The following is a 17,430-nucleotide window of genomic DNA, read 5'->3' as shown; positions in this document are numbered from 1 at the left end:
GAGCGATGGGGCTACTGAGCGCCTTCTGAGGGCGAAGCCGCTGCCCGAGCCGAGGCTGCGCGATCCTTCGCCGCGGCCTGGCCGAGCAGCTGACCGCCGCTCGTCAGCAGCGCACGACGCCACGGGGCGACCCCGTCGATCTCGATCTGGATGGAGATCGAGAGGATCGTCCGGATGATCACGATGATCCCCAGGATGAGGGCATCCTCCAGCGAGGGCTTGGAGGTGATCGTGCGCACGAGATCCGCGGCGACGAGAACCTCGAGTCCGAGCAGGATCGCCGCGCCGAGGGTCGTGCGCAGGGCCGTGTAGGCGGCGTGGCCGCCCTCGCCGCGCAGGAGGGAACGGATGCCGAGCACGACCGCGAAGAGGAACCCGGCGACCATGACGACAGCGCCGATCACCTCGAACCCGATGGCGACAGCAGTGAAGACCGACTCGAAATCCACGGGCTCAGCGTAGGGGCCGGGGCTGCGCGTGGCTAGGCGACGCGCACGCGGTGCTCCGGCAATGCCCGGCACATGGCATACCGGCTCACCTACGGCTCCCCCGTCGTAGGCGCCTCCATGCAAGCTGAGCAAGACCCCTTTCGGGGCCGCTCGCGCCGGGACCACCTGATGGCGGTCAGGCGAACAGGTCGTCGAACGCGTCGGTGCGCACGCGCGGCACCGCGACGGCCGTCTTGACCGTGGGTGCTGGGATCAAGGCAGCGGTGCTGACCGACTCCACGAGAGCGCATGCAGGCTCGGTGAGGAACCTGCTGGGTTTGGCAGCGACGTGCTTGGCGAGGAACGCGGTGGGGTGGGTGGGCAGCTGTGAGGGCACGTAGACGTCGAGCGTGTCGCGTGCGCGGGTGAGCGCAACATAGAAGAGTCGCTGCTCCTCGGCAAGGCCGGCAGACGAGGTGAGCGCCATGTCCGAGGGCATCGCGCCGTCATTCGCCCGCATCAGATGCACCGCGTCCCATTCCAATCCCTTGGCGGAGTGGATCGTGGACAGAGTCAGCCAATCCTCATCGAGATGCGGCTGCTTCGCCCAATCGCCGGCGACGTTCACCGGGTCGATGGCCTGCTCGCTGACGAAAGTGCGTAGATCGCTCTGCGCCGCGGCGGCCTGCGCGATGCCGTCGACTTCGGTGACCCGCCGGTTCCAATCCGGGTAATGCGCGCGCAGCAGCGGATCCACCGCGCCCCGGCATGCCTCCACCAGCTCCGGCACGGCGGTCGTGTCGTCGACGGCGCCGAGCAGTGACAGGGTCGACGCGAGCCCGGTGCGCGCCTTCGCCGGTGCCGCCGCCACTGCGTCGGCGGCACGGTCGACACCCCCGTCCGCAAGGATCGCGGCGAGCGTGCGCGCGCTGGCCTTGCCGATCGCGCGGTGCCGGGTGAGCAGGCGGTACCAGGACACCTCATCTGCCGGGTTGAGCACGACCCGGAAGCTGGCCAGCAGGTCGCGCACATGCGACGTCTCCAGGTATCCGATGCCGCCGAACTTGTGGAACGGGATCCCCCGCACCTTGAGCTCGACCTCCAGCTGCGCGCTGTGGGTTCCCGTCCGCATCAGGACGGCCTGCGACCGCAGCGGCGTGCCATCCACGTGTGCGGCCAGGATGCGGTCGGCGATCGTGCGAGCCTCGTCGTCGGCATTGCGGCAGGTGACCAGCGTCGGCCGGCCGCCCTGCTGGGGACGGTCGGCGACCAGCCGCAGCTTCAGCTCCCCAGGGCGCACCTCGTTCGCGAGGTCAAGGATCGGTTGTGTGGAACGGAAGTTGCGTTCCAGTCGCACGAGCGTGGCGTCAGGGTATGCCTCGATGAGATCTAGTAGGTGCCCGGCACTCGCCCCTCGGAACGCGTAGATCGCCTGCGCGTCGTCGCCGACGACGGTGAGCCCGCGCCCGTCGGGGCTGAGCCCGCGCACGATGTCGACCTGAAGCTGGTTGACGTCTTGATACTCGTCGACCAGCACCCAGTCCCAGCGCGACCGAAGCCGCGCTCCGACGTCCGGGTCAGTGACCAGCGCCCGCCAGGCGATGAGCAGATCGTCCAGGTCGAGCAGGCCGCGCTCGCGTTTGCGGTCGCGGTAGTGGCGCAACAGTGCGGTGACCGGGTCGGCATGCTCCAGCACCCAGGGGAACTGCTCTTCGATGACAGCTCGGGCCGGGGTCCCGGTATTGATCGCACGCGACGCGATGTCCGCGATGGTGCGTGTCGTGGGGAGCCGCACCTCGGTGCCGTCGAGACCGTGCTCGGCGCGCAGCAGGTCGATCAGGTCGATGACGTCGTCGGGATCGATGACTGTCACGTCCTGCAGTCCCAGGTGCTGTGCGTGCTCGGCGACGATGCGGTGCGCCACGGCATGGAACGTGCCGCCTGCGATCCGCTGGGCAGCCTGTGCGTCGCCGCACATGACCGCTGCCCGAGTGAGCATCGCTGATGCCGCGCGGCGCGTGAATGTCAGCAGCAGGATCCGCTCAGGCGGCACTCCCGACTCCAGCAACCGAGCGACCCGTGCAGTGAGCACCCGCGTCTTTCCGGTCCCGGCACCCGCCGCAACAACGAGCGGGCTGTCGCCGTGTTCGACGGCCTCAAGCTGTGCCGCATCCAGCCCCGCAAGCGCATCACCAACTGCCACGCAGGCCACGGTAACCAGACCCCCGGACATCCAGCCGTCATGGCGAGCTCGGAGAGAGGCTCAAGCGGCTCCTCCCGATCAAGCTGAGCCGTACATGGACGCTGCGGCTCCGGCCCTTCGGGGGATCCTCATGCGGGCAATGCTCGGGAGCGGGACCGTCGCGATCACAGAGGATCCGAGAGGCTCTGAAACCGCGACACCGCCCCAGACTCCCAGCATGCCGTCGATCTATTGTCAAACACGCCTGAGCGTTGCGGACCATAGTCAGCCTCGGCTCACCCCGGAATCACGCGGCAGGATCCGAACCCCATCCACGCGTTTTGGACGCTAACCCCCGGCGCGTCACGCCAGGCGGCTGAGGATCCGCGCGGCCTCGTATCGCGGGCGTCCGAGCGGGGAGCGCGGGTCGTAGCCGAGCTGTCGCGTGAGGGATTCGCGGCGGGCCTGCACGGTGCTGTGGTGAAGACCGAGGTCCGATGCCGCGGATCGGACGCTGTCGGCCTCGACGAGCGCGTCGAGGAGGTCCCGGGTGCGTTCGTCCAGAGCGAGCAGAGCATCGACGTCGGGATGCCGCGGCTGCGCCGGATCGAACGACCGTGCGAGCGCGATGAGCGCACCGAGGTCGTCGGCGCACATCACCGGGTGCCGCCCGTCGCTGAGGAGCAGCGCGATGCGCGCATCGGCCCCTGCCCGAGGGAGATCGGCAGCGGTCGCGGCGACGGCGTGACCCGCCGGCCCCGAGAGCTCGTCCGCCGACGAGGACGAGAGCACCACGCGCACGAGCCCGCGCGGTCCCGCGATGACGGCGGACGGTCCGGCCGGGGGCGCCCCAGCTGTCTCGGGCAGCGCGACCACGCGGATCGGCTCGGTGCCGAGCCGCAGCCGCGCCACGGCGGCGGCTCGTTCGTCGGGCGACCGGGCCGGATCGAGGGCGACCTCGACCGCACCGGCCTCGGGCATCGTCCGGCGCGCGGCGATGATCGCGACGGCCAGTGACAGCCGATCCAGGATCATGGCGTCGTTCGCGTGAGCCGCGCCTTTCCGTTCGATCCAGACCAAGGGTCCGCCCACTCGGGACGAGGGCCAGTCGCCGATCGACTCGGCGCCGACGTCGCTGCGGTGGCCGGCGGCATCCACCCGCAATGCTCGTGAGGACGGCGCAGCGCCCGCCGCGACGCCGCTGAGGATCGCGGCAGCGCGCACGACGGCCTCGAGACCCGCGCCGCCGGCGACCAGGGAGTCGAAGTACGAGATGACCTTGAGCGACTCGCTGGCCTCGGAATCGAGGGAGGTCAGACGCCCGGCGAGTTCCTGCATGTGTGCTCCAACGCTCTGGGCTTCATCGTAGAACGCGCCGGGCGTCGGCGGATCAGCCCAGGATGCGGCGGACCCAGTTGTCGCGCGCCGCGACCATCTCGCGGGAGAGTGCCGCCTGGGGGACGAGACCCTCGAACGCGTGGAAGCCGCCGGGCCAGACGTGAAGCTCCGCCTCGCCGCCCGCAGCCCAGATCGCGCCGGCGTAGGCGACGTCCTCGTCGCGGAACACCTCCGCGCTGCCGCAGTCGATGAAGGCGGGGGGCAGGTCGCTCAGATCGGTGGCGCGCGAGGGGGCGGCGTAGATCGACACGTCGTCGGTGCCGCGGCGGTCGCCGAGCAGCGCCGACCATCCCGTGACGTTGCTGCCGCGGTCCCACACGCCCACGCCGTCGATCTGAAGGGTCGACGTCGTCTGGTCGCGGTCGTCGAGCATCGGATACATGAGGAGCTGACCGGCCAGCCGCGGCCCCCGGCGGTCGCGGGCGAGGAGCGCCACACCGGCGGCGAGCCCGCCCCCCGCGCTCCCCCCGGCGATGAGCAGACGGTCGAGGTCGATGCCGAGGTCGGCGGCGTTCGCCGCGGTCCACAGCAGCCCCGCGTAGCAGTCCTCCACGGGCACCGGGTCGGGAAACTCCGGCGCGAGCCGGTACTCGACGGTCACGGCCACGCCGTCGTAGCGGTGGAGCCAGTCCGTCAGCGCGATGACGCCCGTCCAGCGGTCGCCGATGATCATGCCGCCGCCGTGCGTGAAGAAGAAGCCCGGACCCGTGGCCGTCTCAGGGCGATCCTTCGACTGGATGACGCTGACGACGATCTCGTCGCCCCCGTACCCCGGGATCGTGACGTCGTGCGCCACGAGGCCCGCATGAGCGAGCGCCTCTGCCGCCGACGGGAGCCCCGGGATCACCATCGAGCGCAGCGCCGGGATCATGTCGGGCGTGAGCGTCGGCGGCAGCGACGAGTCGATGGCGCTGAGCGCTGCCGCGAGCTCGGGATCGAACGGCGGCCGGCGCAATTGGGCGGTGTCGGTCATGGGGAACTCCTTCGTTCATCGCCGCTTCCTCGCGGCCTGATCTTCACTCTCGCGCGGTGGCCGGCGCAAGGCATCCGCCGCCCGGCTGACATCGACCGGCGTCTCCCCGCCAGACGGCGGGGCGGCGGACTCCGCGGCATCCCGGCCCGACCCCCGCGGATCCCACGCCACGAGCGGCGCCGGGACCTCGCGTGCGACTATGCCGGCGAACGCGATCGTAGTCAGGTCGCCCAGGTGCGGGCCGATCACCTGAACCGCGATCGGCAGGCCCTCGACCGACAGGCCGATCGGCGCCGAGGTCGCCGGCAGGTTCGCGAAGGTCGCTACCGACGACCAGGCCAGCAGCGCATCGAACGGGATGTCGAACCCGTCGGGCGATGACCAGCAGCCCCGCGTCGGCGCACCGGTCAAGGAAGCGCGCGACATCCTTCTCGCCGATGAAGTCCAACCCGCCGTCATGTCTCCCGTGGTGATTCCACGGGAAGTACACGTCGATGGCGGTATATCCAAGCCGCTGCACGGCGGTGAGCCGTTCGCGCCACCGCTCCCGGCGGATCCACGAGCGGGCGCCCGAAGGTCGGGGTTGTGGTGTGTCGCGGAGGTGCCCCCTGATGTACGAGCCGTCCGGCATTCTCAGTTCAGGCGGCTGGTCGACGCCGGCTCTGGACGGCCTGGCCGGGCTTACTGGCTGCGGCGTCCGGCCTGCTCGTTGCTGGCGCTGGCGACTTCGACGTGGCCGTTGCGATACTTGGCCATTGTCAGCCGGTTCGTCCGGCGGTACCGGGCGAGCTTGCCATCCCGGAGTGTGCGTTCCACGCCGATGCTCACCAGCATTCCCCGCTCGTAGCCGATCTTCTGCCCGGAACGCACGAGCGCCAATGTCACGTCGAGGTCCTCACTGATCGCGTCATCGCCGCACGTTACGGCGTCCCGGAGCTGGATCCACGCCGCACGCGTCAGCGCCATGTTGTGTCCATACATCACCGGTCCGCTGCCGATCATCTGCTCATGAATTGTCCGGATCAAGGCGTATGCCGCGCGGCCGTTGACGCGGCCGCCTGAGGACAGTCGTGTGAAGCCGGCCGGACCCGTCAACCCCGCCAGGCTCCGGTCCGCCGCGAATGCTCGGCGGATCGACCGTGCCCAATCGGCAGTGACGATGGTGTCGGCATCGATTCGGACGATGACGTCCGCAGTCGCTGCGTCGAAACCGGTGTTACGGGCATACGTGACCCCGTGCCGCGGCTCCCGGACGACAACCACACCCAGGTGCGAACGAGCGACCGCCGCCGTGCTGTCGCTGGAGTCGTTGTCAACCAGGATGATCTCGTCCACCGGATCCGATTGACCGCTCAAGGCTGTCAGGCAGTACCCGAGAATGCTCGCCTCGTTGCGCGCCGGGATGACGACGCTCAAGGTCACTCCTCGATCAGCCACCCGCCTGACCATACGCAGCAAGCTCTCCACTTCGAGGCCATTGACACGCGTGAACGCAGCCGGTACTGCCTGCAAACGTAGCGTGGCCTTCGAGCTGTCCCGCGTGTTGGATGCGCTCACCTAGCCGGGGCCACCACTCGCAATCGCCTGCAGTCGCCCCGGGCACCGGCTGGAGCACGCCCGTTGGCCGGTCCTCAGACTTTCATGCGGGGTGAGTGGTTGCGCGTGCTTTTCGTGTGCGCCGGTCTTCGAGGATCACGCTGATGAGCACGGCGACCGAGAGGGCAGTCATGATGGTCTGGGTGACGCCGGCCGCGGCGGCGGTGCTGTCGTCGTTTCCGGCGGTGAGCCAGCGCCCCCAGTCGCCGAGTCCGTGCACCATGATTGGGACCCAGAGTGTTCCTGTGGCTCGGAGTGCCGCGTAGAACAGCACGCCTTCCATTGCAGTCACGCCGGCCTGGAAGGCGATGATGCCGACCGGGACACCGGCCAGCGCACTTCCGAAGGTGTGTGCGAGGCCGAAGGTGATCGCGGTGACCAGGAGAGTGACGGTTTCGCCGTGGTGGGCGCGGACGGATTCGAGAAGGATGCCGCGAAGGAATAGTTCTTCGCCGAGCCCGACGAGCAGATAGCAGATCAACCCGACGAGGATGTAAGCCGCCGACAGCTGCGTCCACGGCGTGGCGATGAGCAGCGCCACGATCTGTGCGGCGATCGCCAGCGGGACCAGCAGCATCCACCATCGCCGCGGCTTGATGCGGTGGATCGGCGGGTCGGTCCAGATGTCGTGCCACCACCCCGATCGCCACGCGAACAGCAGTCCGGCGCCGATCGCAATCGGCAGCGGGATCAGGTGGGATGCCGCCAGTTCGACCACCGGATCCGGGTCGGCGCCGAGGGCCGCGTCGACCAGCAATCCGCCGCCGGCCGCGAGCAGCACGTACACGATAACGGCTACCAGCCCCACCCACAGGACGCGGGGAACCCGATCTCGGGTGGGGATCTCCTGGGCCGTCTGCTCAGTCATCCGGACTCCTCCTGCAGCCGAACCGGCCGCGTCCTCAACTCTCGATCCCAGCCTGGCACACGGAGGCAACGCCGAAAGGACGCGGCCATGTGCCGTTGCCGGCCGAGGCGGCCGATACGGTGTCAGCAGAGCGTCCCTCCCCGGAAAGGTTCCGCATGCGCGTCACTCCCCGTGTCTGGATCGGCATCGCGATCTGGGTCGGCTACCTCATCATCATCGTCAGCGTCACCTTGCTGTCGGGGATCCCGTACCCGGAGATCGGCACGTCGGCCGACGCGACATGGCGGGGCGCGGTGATGGACCTCGCTGTCGCCGCCGTCGCCCTGGTCATCGTCACGACGCTGCTGGGCTGGTGGCGCCCCGCGCTGTTCGAACAGCAGCGGTCCCGCCACAAGTGGCCCATCTTCGTGCCGATCATCATGCTCGCCGCCGCGATCCTCAACATCTTCTCCACCGACTGGTCCCAGTTCGACGCCTCCTTCCTGCTGTCCCTGCTCGCGCTTGGTGTGCTGGTCGGCTTCTGCGAAGAGCTCATGGCGCGCGGTCTCGTCCTCACCGCTTTCCGCGCGCAACTGGCGGAGGGATGGGTGTGGTTCCTGTCCAGCGCCCTGTTCGGACTCATGCATCTCGCCAACGCGCTCCTGGGCGCACCGTTGCTCAGCTCGCTGCAGCAGGCAGGTCTGGCATTCGCCTCCGGAACCGCGTTCTACATCGTCCGCCGCGTCACCGGATCTCTCATCTGGGCGATGCTCCTCCACGGACTCTGGGACGTGTCAGTCTTCGCTGTCGGTCACGCCCCCGCAACGGCTCCGTTCGGAGCGTTCCTCGCCCCCATTGTCGGCGTCCTCTCCCTCGCGGTCGTCTACTGGGTCATTACGGGCACACACGAACGAACCCCGGCGGAGAAGGCCGCCACCAATATCAGTTAGCTCGCCCTGGAGCCGATCGCCCCGCACGCGGACCCGCACTGCGCCCGTCGTCCGAGTCGCACGAACACCGGTCCTTCATCGTCCGGGTTTCCACCGTGAGTGAGACGATGGCGTCGTGATTGAAGCAGTCCGATTCGTCGTGGATGGTGAAGAGTTTGACGTGTACAGAGACGGTACTTCGATCCACCACACCTGGGTCAGCGGCCCGAACCCGGGCTACGGATTCTCGGTGGGAGGATCGGGTGCAGAAGCGCTGACGGACGAGGAGGTGCGCGCCGAGATCCGGGCGTTCCTTTCGGAGGTTGACCCGCGCACCGGCTTCTTGGTCGAATGACGGTCGCAATTCGCGCTAGCCGAGCGGTTGACTGCTGCGCCGTCCGCCCCACGCAGAGTTCCAGTAAGCCGCGTCCTCACTGCAGACGCGAATGATCTCGTCCGGTTTCGGGTCAGCGGGCCAAAGCTCGATCAGGTAGCGGTCAACAACTTCATCGGCAAACTCACCCGTATGCCCGGCGTGTCTTCCCGAAGCGCTCACCCGGACGCGGTAGCTGCCGGCCTGGACCCCCAGCACGCCGTTTGGCTCGCCTGCCCAGGCTTCCCATCGCACAACATCGCGCGCAACGAAGGAAACCTCAACGACGTCTTCCCAGTCACCCACGGGAGGCTCCTCGTCATGAATCTCAACCCGGATCAACGATCCGCCCGGCCGGCGCGCGAGTACAACATGAACCACACCGGTCGCAGCGGCACCCACCCAGCCGTTGTCCTGGTCGGCAAAGAACCGGTCGGCGTCCCCGCCAAATCCGTCGGTGCCATCTACCAGGTCAAACTGGCCAAAGTCAGTGAAGATCACCTCTTCCAAGAGCACCCTCATGCCGCCAACCTACCGCCGCGCTAGAAGGGAATTTGGTGGCGGGATCTGACTGGCGTCGACCGCGAAGGCGCGTCCACCTGCGCACCTGTATCGGGCCCGAACATCTAGCGACGGCGTTCCTCTGTGCCAAGCTTCGCTGTGGCGTTTTACCTCGAACGATCCCCATCCGGGGGATGTACTGAGGCGGAGCCCTCGGCGCGCATTGGTCACCATCACGCCCAGCGATCGTCCGGTCGGCGCTCGCGCCAACGAGCCCTCGTTAGGGCTGTGTTCGGCGGTGGCGCCCGTACGTGGGCCGCCTCCCGTGCGCGCACCCCGTGAACGTCCTGCAATCCCCGTGCCGGGCGAGTGCCGGATAGCCCGCACGCGGGTCCCTCACCGCGCTGAGGCTTTCAGTGCTGCGGGGTGTCGCGGTGTGCGGTTGCCGTGGAGGATGTAACGGATTGATGGGGTCCGGACACTACGGGGTATGGAGACGGTGGATCTGTCGACCGAGGCGTTGTGGACTCGTGGCATAGCCGGTGACGGCGAGGCCTTCGGGCTGGTCTTCGACGCGTTCCACGACCGGGTTTTCCGGCACGCCTACCGCATCCTGCAGAACGCCCACGACGCCGAGGATGCCAGCGGGGTGGCGTTTCTGGAACTGTGGCGCCGCCGACACCAGGTGCACCTGGTGGACGGCTCGCCCCTGCCGTGGCTGCTGGCCGCGACGACAAACTCGTGCCGCAACCTCAGCCGTGCCAAACGCCGATACCGGGCACTGCTGGATGCGCTCCCGCATGGCACCCCCTCCCCATCCGCCGAGGAGAGCGCGCTGCATCAACTCACCACCGACCGGGCCCTGGCAGCGGCGATCGCGAAGCTCGCGGACACCGACGCGGAACTGTTCGCGCTCGTCGCGTTGGAGGGGTACTCGATCGTCGACGCTGCCGCTGTCCTCGGACTCTCCGCGGGCGCGGCCCGCACCCGCATGCACCGGGCCCGCACAGCACTGCACCGCGAACTAGGGCACGACACCCTCGTCGGCTATCTGTCCAAGGAGGCGACGTGAACACCCCACAGATGAGCCCCGAGTTCGCATCCGCGTTCCGAGCCCGCCTTGTCGAGCACGTGACCGCGGCCACCCTGCCAAAGCGCCGCCGCCACGTCCTGTTGGCCGGCGGAATCGCTCTGGCGCTGGTCGTTGGCGGGACCGCAGCCGCGGCCGCCACTGGGCTGCTCCCGCTGCCAGGTGGAACGGCGACGACCGAACTCACCGAGACCGTGTCGGGAACCTTCACCGGCACCGCCGCCCTTGACCTCGGACCACGGCCCGCGAGCGCTACCGGAGCGGCGGTATCACTCACCTGCCTCACGCCCGGCACATTCGTGTTCGACGACGGTGCTTCCGTGACCTGCACCACCCCAACCGACATCACCCACCCGACCACGTACATCGTGCCCGCCGATGCCATCACCGACACCCGAGTCGAGATCACCGCCACCCCCGACGCCGTATGGACCCTCACCGCAAGCTGGGTGGAGGAAGAGACCACCCCGTGGGCCGTCAACAACGGTGGAGACACATACGGGGTGATCAACGAGAACGGTGAACCCGACCTTATCGCCGTCATCACCACCGACAACAAACCCGGGTACGTGCGGCGGGACGACCTGAACGATGCCGACGGAACAACCGCCGCCGAGTCCTTCACATCACCCGAAGATGCTCTCCGCTGGCAGGAAGAGAACGTCGGCATCGTCCACTACATCCCCGTCTACGAATCAGACGGCGAGACCCAGATCGGTGTGTTCCAAGTCGGGGGCAACTGATCGACGACAGTGGTCATTCCCACCAACCCCGTACGAAGCAGTGTCGTTCAGCGTGCCGAGTGCGGCCGTCCTAGACTGCGGCCGTGGATGCTGCCGTGATCGTGCCCGTGCGGACCGATGCCGGAATGTTGTGCGTGTGGTCGCCTACCGCCTTCGACGCCGTCAATGACTACGACTCCTGGGGCACGCACGTCAACGATCGGCTGCACGACGCGATCGCGTCGGGAGATCTAGTCCCCCTCAACATTGAGTCGGATGGTTCCTGGGGAGTTCGGGTCGCGCTACCAGGTGAGGGTCTTTCGGATCGCGAGCGGACGCACGAGGTCATAACCAGCGAACCGTACCTGCTCATGGTGTCGGGCGGCGAAGTGATCGTGAGCGGGATCGAAGGTGTGGGTGATCTCGTCCGGGCGCCGTTGCGCCTTCGTCTGGGTGATGGCCGCTACGTGGTCCGGACCACCCTTGTCGCCTGGGATGACGAGCCGGGAGCGATCGGCCCAGACGGCAAGCCCGCGGACACCGCCCTGCCCGACTTCGTTGTTCAGATCCACCCCGAGCACGGCTCGGGTCCATATCGCACCAACGAGATCACTTTCGACCGGCCAGAGTAGTCGGAGTCGGTGTGGTGCGGCACACGATCGATGAGTCGCACCGCTGCCTCTGATCGTGCGGATGCCGGTCGTCGAGCGCGCGGATGTGAGCATGAGTAGCGGGACTTGAACCCGCGCCCCTCCGACGCCAAGTCGGTCCGTATGCGGGTGTGACCGGCGAGTTTGTCGACGATGGCTTCCGGGTCAGTCGCGTGAGGAAGTGTCCACCATGTTCGACCGGGGTGGGTGAGCGACGCTGTCCGCGCTCATCCGAGCGCGGATTGCGGTAGTCGTGCATTCAGTGCATCTACCAGGCGGGAGCACGCTGGTCGGGTGGTCAGGCTGGCGGGAAGAGAGACCGTCCTCCCGTCCTCGAGGGCCACGTCGATCATGCGCACCCCGAAGTTCAACCATGTGTCCGTGCCCGAGAAGCGATTCCACATACCCGAGTACGGCACATCGATGAAGTTGGTCACGTCTGCGAACGTGAAGACATATGTGCCGAGATAGGACCGCACTGTCAGCGTGTCTGATGTCGCCCAAGCGCGAACGCGAACGGCGTACAGAAGTAGGGCGATCGGAAGAGCGGCAAAAGCAAGTGCGATCGAGGAGTGATGGGAGTTCATCCAACCCACCCACACGATCGGAAGGAACACGATGCTGAGAATCGCGGTCAGTACTCGGGGCAGTCGTCCGACCATTCGCAGGTCTTCGTTCAGCTCCCGCAGCGCCTCCTCGCCTTCACCCTGCACCACTCGAGTCCGACGTCCGTTTCCGCCGACTGTGTTCGGCACGATGAATCCTCGCATGGCACGCACTTGGTCGACGGAATGAACCCGACTGTGGGAACGAACGCCGGGCACCGGGTGTCGCGTCTCGTCGCGATGCATACAGACGCGTGCGAGCGCGCCCCGCGGCGGGGCGATAGCCGGTCCTCGACCGGGCATGATCGCGAGCGACAGCGGCCTAGAGTCTGTCGGGCGGCGCGCTTGGGTAGTTGTGGACGACATCACCGCCACCGCGGCGGCGACTCCGTGGTTCGATACTCGTCGGCTTGCCTTCCGCGAAGCGCGCTCGAGCACTCGGATAGTTGTGGATTACGCCATTGCGCGATGGGTGGTCGCCCTCTGCGGAATCTCTTGAGCCACTCGGCGTGACCGTTGCAGCGATGCCTAGGAACACGAGAGTCAGAATTACCCCGATGAGCGCGCCGCCGAAGCCGAACGCTGGGTCGATGATGCCAGCAGCAATCAGGCCCACGGTGAGAAGTGAGCACGCGACGACATTGATCCTCGACCCAATCTTGCTGTAAGGACTGAGGGCCGAGTTCTTGGCCAAGCCCACCATGCGATCGCGCGCCACCTGACCATTATCTGGGCGAGTTCGACCGAACGCTCGCAGACGGTCGGTTAGCGAGCGAGGCGTTGATCTCGTCGGGCTTAGGGCCGATATTCGTCCCTGCGAGGCGGGAAGGGCTCGGGCGGAAGCATCGTCTGCGCATTCATCTGCTCGGGCGGTTTGTGCACCGAGAGCAAGAAGCCAAACGCCTTCACGAGCGTGTTGCCGATCACCGCGGCTACCCGCCAGGACAGGGAAGGATCGCGGTCGGTCATGTCGCAAGCATCCATCATCGGAGTGACGAGCGTCTAGCGGTTCGCAGTGTGGACAGCGCGATTGCCGGTGGCTCAGCGTGCTCGGTCTCGCGCGACTCCGGCCGCTGCGAGCAGTCCGGCGGACACGAATGTGGCGATGCCGATTCCGAGCTGCAGGGCCGTCCCGGCGATCATCAGACCGACGCCGCACCAGAGCGCGACGCGTGACCAGCCGTGCCGTGTGAGTGCGCCGGCTGCTCCGACCAGCAGCCCGATCGTGCACAGGATGATGCCGGGAAGCACGGTCACCACCCAGCGGTCCCATCCGGTCTCGCCCGCGGGCCGAGGTCCGGAGTAGACGGTGGCGGCGTAGAACGTCCACCAGGAGATCCATCCGAGCGAGATCGCGGCCAGTGTCAGGAACGCAATCACGCGTCCGCGGGACGTCCTCGATAGCGCCACGATGAGCCCCACGCTGACCGACACGGCTGACATCCCCCCGAGGGCAACGGCGACCCCGAGATAGCCGATGCCGTCGGCGCACACCCACGTGCCGTCCGGGCCCCACTCGCCGCCAATGCCCCATGAACAGTTGAAATGAAGCGTCTCGCGGGCGAGGCCGAGCACCGCCGCTCCGCAGAAGAAGGAGAGGACTCCGCCCGATAGGACGGCTACTGCCGCTTCCGGGCCGCGCTCACCGCGAACCGCTGCCCCGGTGGTGGGCGGTTCATCCTTCCCGTGGACCGTCACGTTCCCGACGCTATCGTCCGCACTGTGTCATGTGCCGGATAGCCCGCAGCCGGGTCGTTGAACAGACGTTGGAGCCTCGGGGCGAGGGGTACATCGGGCGCGGGTGAGTCGACCTCGGCGTAGCGGGTCAGGCGGTCGTTGCAGTCAGATGACGCCCCGATCGAAACGGGATGGGCGGCTCCGCCAGTACACATGAATAGAGCTCACCTCTCCGCCTCGATGGCGATGGTGTTGCCGTCCGGATCGGCGACCCAGAATATGCGCCCTCCGCCTGCTCGCGGAGCGACGCCTCGCTCGTCCTGCCCGAGACCCTCGTATCGAGGGATCTCCGCACCGGCCCTGCTGAGTTCGTCGAGGACCGTCTCGAGGTCATCGACGTACCAGGTCGCCACAGTTGACTTCGCCCCGCCCGCGTTCGGTGTCTCGAATACGTTGAGCATCGTTCCGCCGCCCGCCCGGTAGGAGCGGCCGCCGCCCGCAATGTCAGCGCTCGGTCCCTCGCCGGCTTTCTCGAGCCCAAGGATGCCTTCGTAGAAGTCAACCGCTCGGCGGATATCCGTCACTCCGATTGACGCGCGCACGGGGAAGTCACTGAGGCCCATCCGCCCCACGCTAGTTCCCCGACGGGCCCTAGCACAGCCCGTTGATCGGTCGCTCAGCGCGACAAATCGAGTCGTACAGCCGGATCGTCCTACGAGCCGGCGTCGCTGCTCGTTGCGGTTGTCGAGTGGACCGACACCGGCTGCCATCTTCGTTGGCTATCCGCGCGGCGCTTTGGCTCCTCAGTCGTTCACTGGATGATGAGCGAGTGACAACCAGCTCCACCGGCAAGCGCCGCAGACAACTTGGTGCGGTAGCAGTCTGTATGGCTGTCCTTCTCGTGGCGGCCGCGTGCACGGACTCAGACTTCAGCCTGTCCGAAGAGGACGCGTACGGGACGTGGAGTGCTGGCAGCGGATTGCCGACAACCCTCGAGCTTGCCGACGACGGGACCTTCCAAGCGACCGCATGGCCGATCGATGTCGGCTGCAGTGGGCATCCTCCACGGGCGACGAGCGAGCTTCTCGAGTCGGAGACCATCGACTTCACTGGCATTTGGGAGGAGGGGGATGACGCCTCTCAGAACCGAATCAGCCTGGTACCAGAGTCTGAGGCGTGCGGCACGCCTCGGATCAGCGCTGACTTCCGCAGTGAAGACGGTGTCCTGTACACCTGCATCCTCTTGGGCGTGCATGTCGACCTAGCGAGAGCCGAGAACTGGTTCATTCTCTACCTGGGCGAGCCCGAGGCAACCCCGGACTCAAGTCGCTGCTTCAACTACAACTAGCCGGATTACTCCCTAGCGACGGACCTTGCTTGCGGGTACGCACGATGAGTGCCGCGCGCGTCGCCGCAAGTCTCAGTCCTGCTGACCTTCCGAACTCATTGGAGTCAGCTCTGGCGCAGTTGCCGCTGAGAGCGGGGACCCCTCCGCTTTGCCTACGGGTATGAGGCCGATTCCGAATCCCATCGCGCCGCCGAGGAGTCCGAGACAGATCCCCACGACGGCCAACCACACCAGCACCGTTCTCCGAGGATCGACGTATTGCGGGTGCTCAGCGAAGTCGACCATAGCCGACGGAAACCAACCGAATAGGACCAGAAGCACGCCAACGCACGCCGCCAGAAAGAAGCCGATACCCGTGTAGGTCAGAACTCTCCGACCGTACGAGAGCGCGCCGCTCAGGGTCGGACTCATGCGCTCAACGTACTCCCTGTCAGTCGAGCGCGGCGATCAAAGCAAGCCCGCCTCGCTGCGATGGACGACCGATAGCCGGTCCCTCAGCGTGCGTGGGGTCGCTAGTCGTTGAGCGAGTCAGGGCGGCGACGGGTTGCTTGCGTTGTAATCCATTCCGACGCGTAGTCAGCGAGTTCGCCGGGTGTGCCGGTCAAGCGTGGAAGGGTGATCGTTACGTCGCCGGCGGTTGGGCCCCACTCGTTCAGCCGTGTGTCGTCTCCCCATGAGCATTGGATGGACAGTTCGCGCTTGGTCTCGACGAACAGGATCCATAGCCAACGCAGCGATGCGTTTGTGTTGCGAAGCTCAACGCCGAGTAGTGGTCTGACGACTGGCGCGCCAGCGGATCGCGTGTGTGGCAGTCCGAGCTGAGCCCAACCGGCTGCGCGACCGCGGATGGCCTCGACGAATCGGCGCTCCGCATTCGATGTCGCGTTCGTGCCGGGGAACCAGATGTTCTGCGCGTCGTCCACGACGTCATCATTCCGTACTCGGTCTAGGCGACGACTGCGCTCGGTCCGATTGCGCAGCCTCGTCTTGCACGCGCAGCGATCGTAGCCCTCTAGCCGATCCCTTCGCGCGCTTCACCAGCGGCGAGTTCCACGACGTGGCGCGCCGCCTCGAGAACGGTCATGCCTTCGGAGTCGGGGTAAGGACCATCTGCGAGAAGAGCGCGGATTCCAACGTTTCGCGCGCCCTCGACATCCGCGACGGGGTTGTCGCCGATCATCCACACGTCGTCGGTGGGCGTGACGCCCGCAGCGGTCATCGCGAACTCGAAGATCGCCGGGTTTGGCTTCTCCGCGCCGATCGCCGCGCTCGTGAGGGTCTCCTCGATCAGCCCGGCGAGCCCCAGGGACTCAACCAATGGTGGGGAGCTCTGGCGCGTGGTTGCTGAGGAGGATGTTGCGATACCCCGCGGCTCTGGTGAGCTCGAGCGCAGCCTCGGCCCCGTCGATGACGACCCAGGCATCCCGCCGGTAGAACTCGGTCGGCACGTAGAAGGCCGCCACTTCTGTAGCGGTGTCATGCCACGGGAATCCGTCACGCAAGTATGGCCGCAGCTGATCGACGGTGCCGGCAGCCCCGATGTCGATGCGTCGCCATGCGTCCAGGAGTGCACCCGACCAGAGATCCTCTCGGCGGGCAAGCGTGCCATCGAAGTCCCAGAAGACCACGCGACTCGAACTAGGCACGAGCCAGACTTTACCCACACCTGGCCCCGCGACGGATCCCTTACCGCGCGCGGATTAGGCGCGAGACGACCCCGTTGAGCCGCCAAGATGCTTGTTCGCGTTCGCTGAAGAGATCAGAGCCCATGCACGGTGGGTCGCGTCTGCGGTGAGCCGCGGCGGGGGCGCGGAGTTACCGAGCGGACCGCCACCGAGAGGAATAAGTTCCAGCCGGCGGTCCGTACGTGCGCTTCTCCATTCCAGAACGTCTGTCCACTCCAGGCTGATCGGGCCACCGCCGCCCATCCAGCGGCCAGGCGCGTCGACGTACTCGAGGTTTCGGACGTGGGCGGCCTCGATAAATTCCTTCTGCCGAAGTGGCGGTCCGGACCACAAAGAGACTGAGTCTTCGCGAATCATGAGAACGTGCGACCATCCGGAACTCAAGGACGGCGCGGTGACCGCGAACTCCTTCTTGCTCTTCTTCGA

At 67.0% G+C, this 17,430-nt stretch carries 23 protein-coding genes and 1 pseudogene; 6 read left to right on the top strand and 18 right to left on the bottom strand.

The genetic code is table 11. From position 1 onward, the window contains the following. Positions 1-11: 11 nt before the first annotated feature. The 8 genes and pseudogenes from ACTHNQ_RS13895 to ACTHNQ_RS13860 form a co-directional block, all read right to left on the bottom strand. Positions 12-449 carry a DUF1622 domain-containing protein gene (locus ACTHNQ_RS13895; protein ID WP_018171816.1) on the bottom strand — a complete coding sequence of 146 codons (438 nt, stop codon included), beginning with the start codon at positions 447-449 and terminating at the stop codon, positions 12-14. A 175-nt stretch (positions 450-624) separates the two neighbouring features. Beyond that, positions 625-2,661 (bottom strand): ATP-dependent helicase, encoded by a 2,037-nt coding sequence (locus ACTHNQ_RS13890; protein WP_440334266.1) that lies wholly within the window; start codon positions 2,659-2,661, stop codon positions 625-627. 312 nt (positions 2,662-2,973) lie between these two features. Then, positions 2,974-3,948: a hypothetical protein gene (locus tag ACTHNQ_RS13885; protein WP_440334265.1), complete on the bottom strand. Its 975-nt coding sequence runs from the start codon at positions 3,946-3,948 to the stop codon at positions 2,974-2,976. 52 nt (positions 3,949-4,000) lie between these two features. Then, entirely contained in the window at positions 4,001-4,981 is a 981-nt protein-coding gene (locus ACTHNQ_RS13880; protein ID WP_440334264.1) for an alpha/beta hydrolase, read from the bottom strand. Between the two features lie 15 nt (positions 4,982-4,996). Further along, positions 4,997-5,392, bottom strand: a complete 396-nt coding sequence (locus ACTHNQ_RS13875; protein WP_440334262.1) for an amidase family protein — start codon at positions 5,390-5,392, stop codon at positions 4,997-4,999. Between the two features lie 19 nt (positions 5,393-5,411). After that, positions 5,412-5,612, bottom strand: a pseudogene (locus ACTHNQ_RS13870) (beta-galactosidase); the annotation flags it as partial. 50 nt (positions 5,613-5,662) lie between these two features. Continuing rightward, positions 5,663-6,397, bottom strand: a complete 735-nt coding sequence (locus ACTHNQ_RS13865; protein WP_440334260.1) for a glycosyltransferase — start codon at positions 6,395-6,397, stop codon at positions 5,663-5,665. Between the two features lie 223 nt (positions 6,398-6,620). Then, positions 6,621-7,445 carry a CPBP family intramembrane glutamic endopeptidase gene (locus ACTHNQ_RS13860; RefSeq protein ID WP_440334258.1) on the bottom strand — a complete coding sequence of 275 codons (825 nt, stop codon included), beginning with the start codon at positions 7,443-7,445 and terminating at the stop codon, positions 6,621-6,623. A gap of 155 nt (positions 7,446-7,600) precedes the next feature. Between ACTHNQ_RS13860 and ACTHNQ_RS13855 the strand changes: the two genes are divergently transcribed. Both ACTHNQ_RS13855 and ACTHNQ_RS13850 read left to right on the top strand, forming a co-directional pair. Continuing rightward, positions 7,601-8,374 (top strand): lysostaphin resistance A-like protein, encoded by a 774-nt coding sequence (locus ACTHNQ_RS13855; protein ID WP_440334256.1) that lies wholly within the window; start codon positions 7,601-7,603, stop codon positions 8,372-8,374. 115 nt (positions 8,375-8,489) lie between these two features. Beyond that, complete coding sequence (locus tag ACTHNQ_RS13850) at positions 8,490-8,708, top strand: hypothetical protein (RefSeq protein WP_440334255.1); 219 nt, start codon at positions 8,490-8,492, stop codon at positions 8,706-8,708. A 15-nt stretch (positions 8,709-8,723) separates the two neighbouring features. On the opposite strand, the gene ACTHNQ_RS13845 is transcribed toward ACTHNQ_RS13850, so the two are convergent. Beyond that, the gene (locus ACTHNQ_RS13845; protein ID WP_440334254.1) at positions 8,724-9,248 is read right to left on the bottom strand and encodes a hypothetical protein; all 525 of its coding nucleotides are present in this window, start codon (positions 9,246-9,248) and stop codon (positions 8,724-8,726) included. Positions 9,249-9,717: 469 nt separating this feature from the next. On the opposite strand from ACTHNQ_RS13845, the gene ACTHNQ_RS13840 reads away from it, so the two are divergent. The 3 genes from ACTHNQ_RS13840 to ACTHNQ_RS13830 all read left to right on the top strand — a co-directional run bounded on the left by ACTHNQ_RS13840 (position 9,718) and on the right by ACTHNQ_RS13830 (position 11,671). Then, a complete protein-coding gene (locus ACTHNQ_RS13840; RefSeq protein ID WP_440334252.1) occupies positions 9,718-10,299 on the top strand; it encodes an RNA polymerase sigma factor in 582 nt (193 codons plus the stop codon). Then, positions 10,296-11,060: a hypothetical protein gene (locus ACTHNQ_RS13835; protein WP_440334251.1), complete on the top strand. Its 765-nt coding sequence runs from the start codon at positions 10,296-10,298 to the stop codon at positions 11,058-11,060. Before ACTHNQ_RS13840 ends, ACTHNQ_RS13835 begins: the two co-directional genes overlap by 4 nt. 83 nt (positions 11,061-11,143) lie before the next feature. After that, positions 11,144-11,671: a hypothetical protein gene (locus ACTHNQ_RS13830; RefSeq protein ID WP_440334249.1), complete on the top strand. Its 528-nt coding sequence runs from the start codon at positions 11,144-11,146 to the stop codon at positions 11,669-11,671. A gap of 245 nt (positions 11,672-11,916) precedes the next feature. Here ACTHNQ_RS13830 and ACTHNQ_RS13825 read toward each other — a convergent pair whose 3' ends face one another. The 5 genes from ACTHNQ_RS13825 to ACTHNQ_RS13805 all read right to left on the bottom strand — a co-directional run bounded on the left by ACTHNQ_RS13825 (position 11,917) and on the right by ACTHNQ_RS13805 (position 14,594). Further along, positions 11,917-12,444: a hypothetical protein gene (locus ACTHNQ_RS13825; protein WP_440334248.1), complete on the bottom strand. Its 528-nt coding sequence runs from the start codon at positions 12,442-12,444 to the stop codon at positions 11,917-11,919. A 172-nt stretch (positions 12,445-12,616) separates the two neighbouring features. Continuing rightward, on the bottom strand, positions 12,617-13,012 hold the full coding sequence (locus tag ACTHNQ_RS13820; RefSeq protein WP_440334246.1) for a hypothetical protein: 396 nt from the start codon (positions 13,010-13,012) through the stop codon (positions 12,617-12,619). 77 nt (positions 13,013-13,089) lie between these two features. Then, on the bottom strand, positions 13,090-13,263 hold the full coding sequence (locus tag ACTHNQ_RS13815) for a hypothetical protein (RefSeq protein WP_440334244.1): 174 nt from the start codon (positions 13,261-13,263) through the stop codon (positions 13,090-13,092). A gap of 72 nt (positions 13,264-13,335) precedes the next feature. Further along, positions 13,336-13,992 carry a hypothetical protein gene (locus ACTHNQ_RS13810; RefSeq protein WP_440334242.1) on the bottom strand — a complete coding sequence of 219 codons (657 nt, stop codon included), beginning with the start codon at positions 13,990-13,992 and terminating at the stop codon, positions 13,336-13,338. 203 nt (positions 13,993-14,195) lie between these two features. Further along, a complete protein-coding gene (locus ACTHNQ_RS13805) occupies positions 14,196-14,594 on the bottom strand; it encodes a VOC family protein (protein WP_026305586.1) in 399 nt (132 codons plus the stop codon). A gap of 263 nt (positions 14,595-14,857) precedes the next feature. Between ACTHNQ_RS13805 and ACTHNQ_RS13800 the strand changes: the two genes are divergently transcribed. Beyond that, positions 14,858-15,319 (top strand): hypothetical protein, encoded by a 462-nt coding sequence (locus tag ACTHNQ_RS13800; protein ID WP_440334240.1) that lies wholly within the window; start codon positions 14,858-14,860, stop codon positions 15,317-15,319. Between the two features lie 512 nt (positions 15,320-15,831). Here the strand turns inward: ACTHNQ_RS13800 and ACTHNQ_RS13795 are convergent. From ACTHNQ_RS13795 to ACTHNQ_RS13780, 4 genes are all read right to left on the bottom strand, one after another. After that, positions 15,832-16,242 (bottom strand): hypothetical protein, encoded by a 411-nt coding sequence (locus ACTHNQ_RS13795; protein WP_440334238.1) that lies wholly within the window; start codon positions 16,240-16,242, stop codon positions 15,832-15,834. 89 nt (positions 16,243-16,331) lie between these two features. Continuing rightward, positions 16,332-16,637: an HAD-IA family hydrolase gene (locus tag ACTHNQ_RS13790; protein ID WP_440334236.1), complete on the bottom strand. Its 306-nt coding sequence runs from the start codon at positions 16,635-16,637 to the stop codon at positions 16,332-16,334. Beyond that, positions 16,630-16,965, bottom strand: coding sequence for a hypothetical protein (locus ACTHNQ_RS13785; RefSeq protein WP_440334234.1), 336 nt, complete (start codon positions 16,963-16,965; stop codon positions 16,630-16,632). Before ACTHNQ_RS13785 ends, ACTHNQ_RS13790 begins: the two co-directional genes overlap by 8 nt. 54 nt (positions 16,966-17,019) lie before the next feature. After that, on the bottom strand, positions 17,020-17,430 hold a 411-nt coding region (locus tag ACTHNQ_RS13780; protein WP_440334232.1), incomplete at its 5' end, for a hypothetical protein.

The organism is Microbacterium sp. (assembly GCF_051953575.1).
In the GTDB taxonomy this organism is placed as follows: domain Bacteria; phylum Actinomycetota; class Actinomycetes; order Actinomycetales; family Microbacteriaceae; genus Microbacterium.
Note: the sequence above shows the minus strand (reverse complement) of the source record. Positions and strands in the feature narration are given on the sequence as shown.

Bases quoted from the DNA above. Each gene is read 5' to 3' on its own strand.
- ACTHNQ_RS13890 (WP_440334266.1), bottom strand. From the start codon at position 2,661: ATGTCCGGGGGTCTGGTTACCGTGGCCTGCGTGGCAGTTGGTGATGCG.
- ACTHNQ_RS13885 (WP_440334265.1), bottom strand. From the start codon at position 3,948: ATGCAGGAACTCGCCGGGCGTCTGACCTCCCTCGATTCCGAGGCCAGC.
- ACTHNQ_RS13880 (WP_440334264.1), bottom strand. From the start codon at position 4,981: ATGACCGACACCGCCCAATTGCGCCGGCCGCCGTTCGATCCCGAGCTC.
- ACTHNQ_RS13860 (WP_440334258.1), bottom strand. From the start codon at position 7,445: ATGACTGAGCAGACGGCCCAGGAGATCCCCACCCGAGATCGGGTTCCC.
- ACTHNQ_RS13855 (WP_440334256.1), top strand. From the start codon at position 7,601: ATGCGCGTCACTCCCCGTGTCTGGATCGGCATCGCGATCTGGGTCGGC.
- ACTHNQ_RS13845 (WP_440334254.1), bottom strand. From the start codon at position 9,248: ATGAGGGTGCTCTTGGAAGAGGTGATCTTCACTGACTTTGGCCAGTTT.
- ACTHNQ_RS13840 (WP_440334252.1), top strand. From the start codon at position 9,718: ATGGAGACGGTGGATCTGTCGACCGAGGCGTTGTGGACTCGTGGCATA.
- ACTHNQ_RS13815 (WP_440334244.1), bottom strand. From the start codon at position 13,263: ATGACCGACCGCGATCCTTCCCTGTCCTGGCGGGTAGCCGCGGTGATC.
- ACTHNQ_RS13805 (WP_026305586.1), bottom strand. From the start codon at position 14,594: ATGGGCCTCAGTGACTTCCCCGTGCGCGCGTCAATCGGAGTGACGGAT.
- ACTHNQ_RS13800 (WP_440334240.1), top strand. From the start codon at position 14,858: ATGGCTGTCCTTCTCGTGGCGGCCGCGTGCACGGACTCAGACTTCAGC.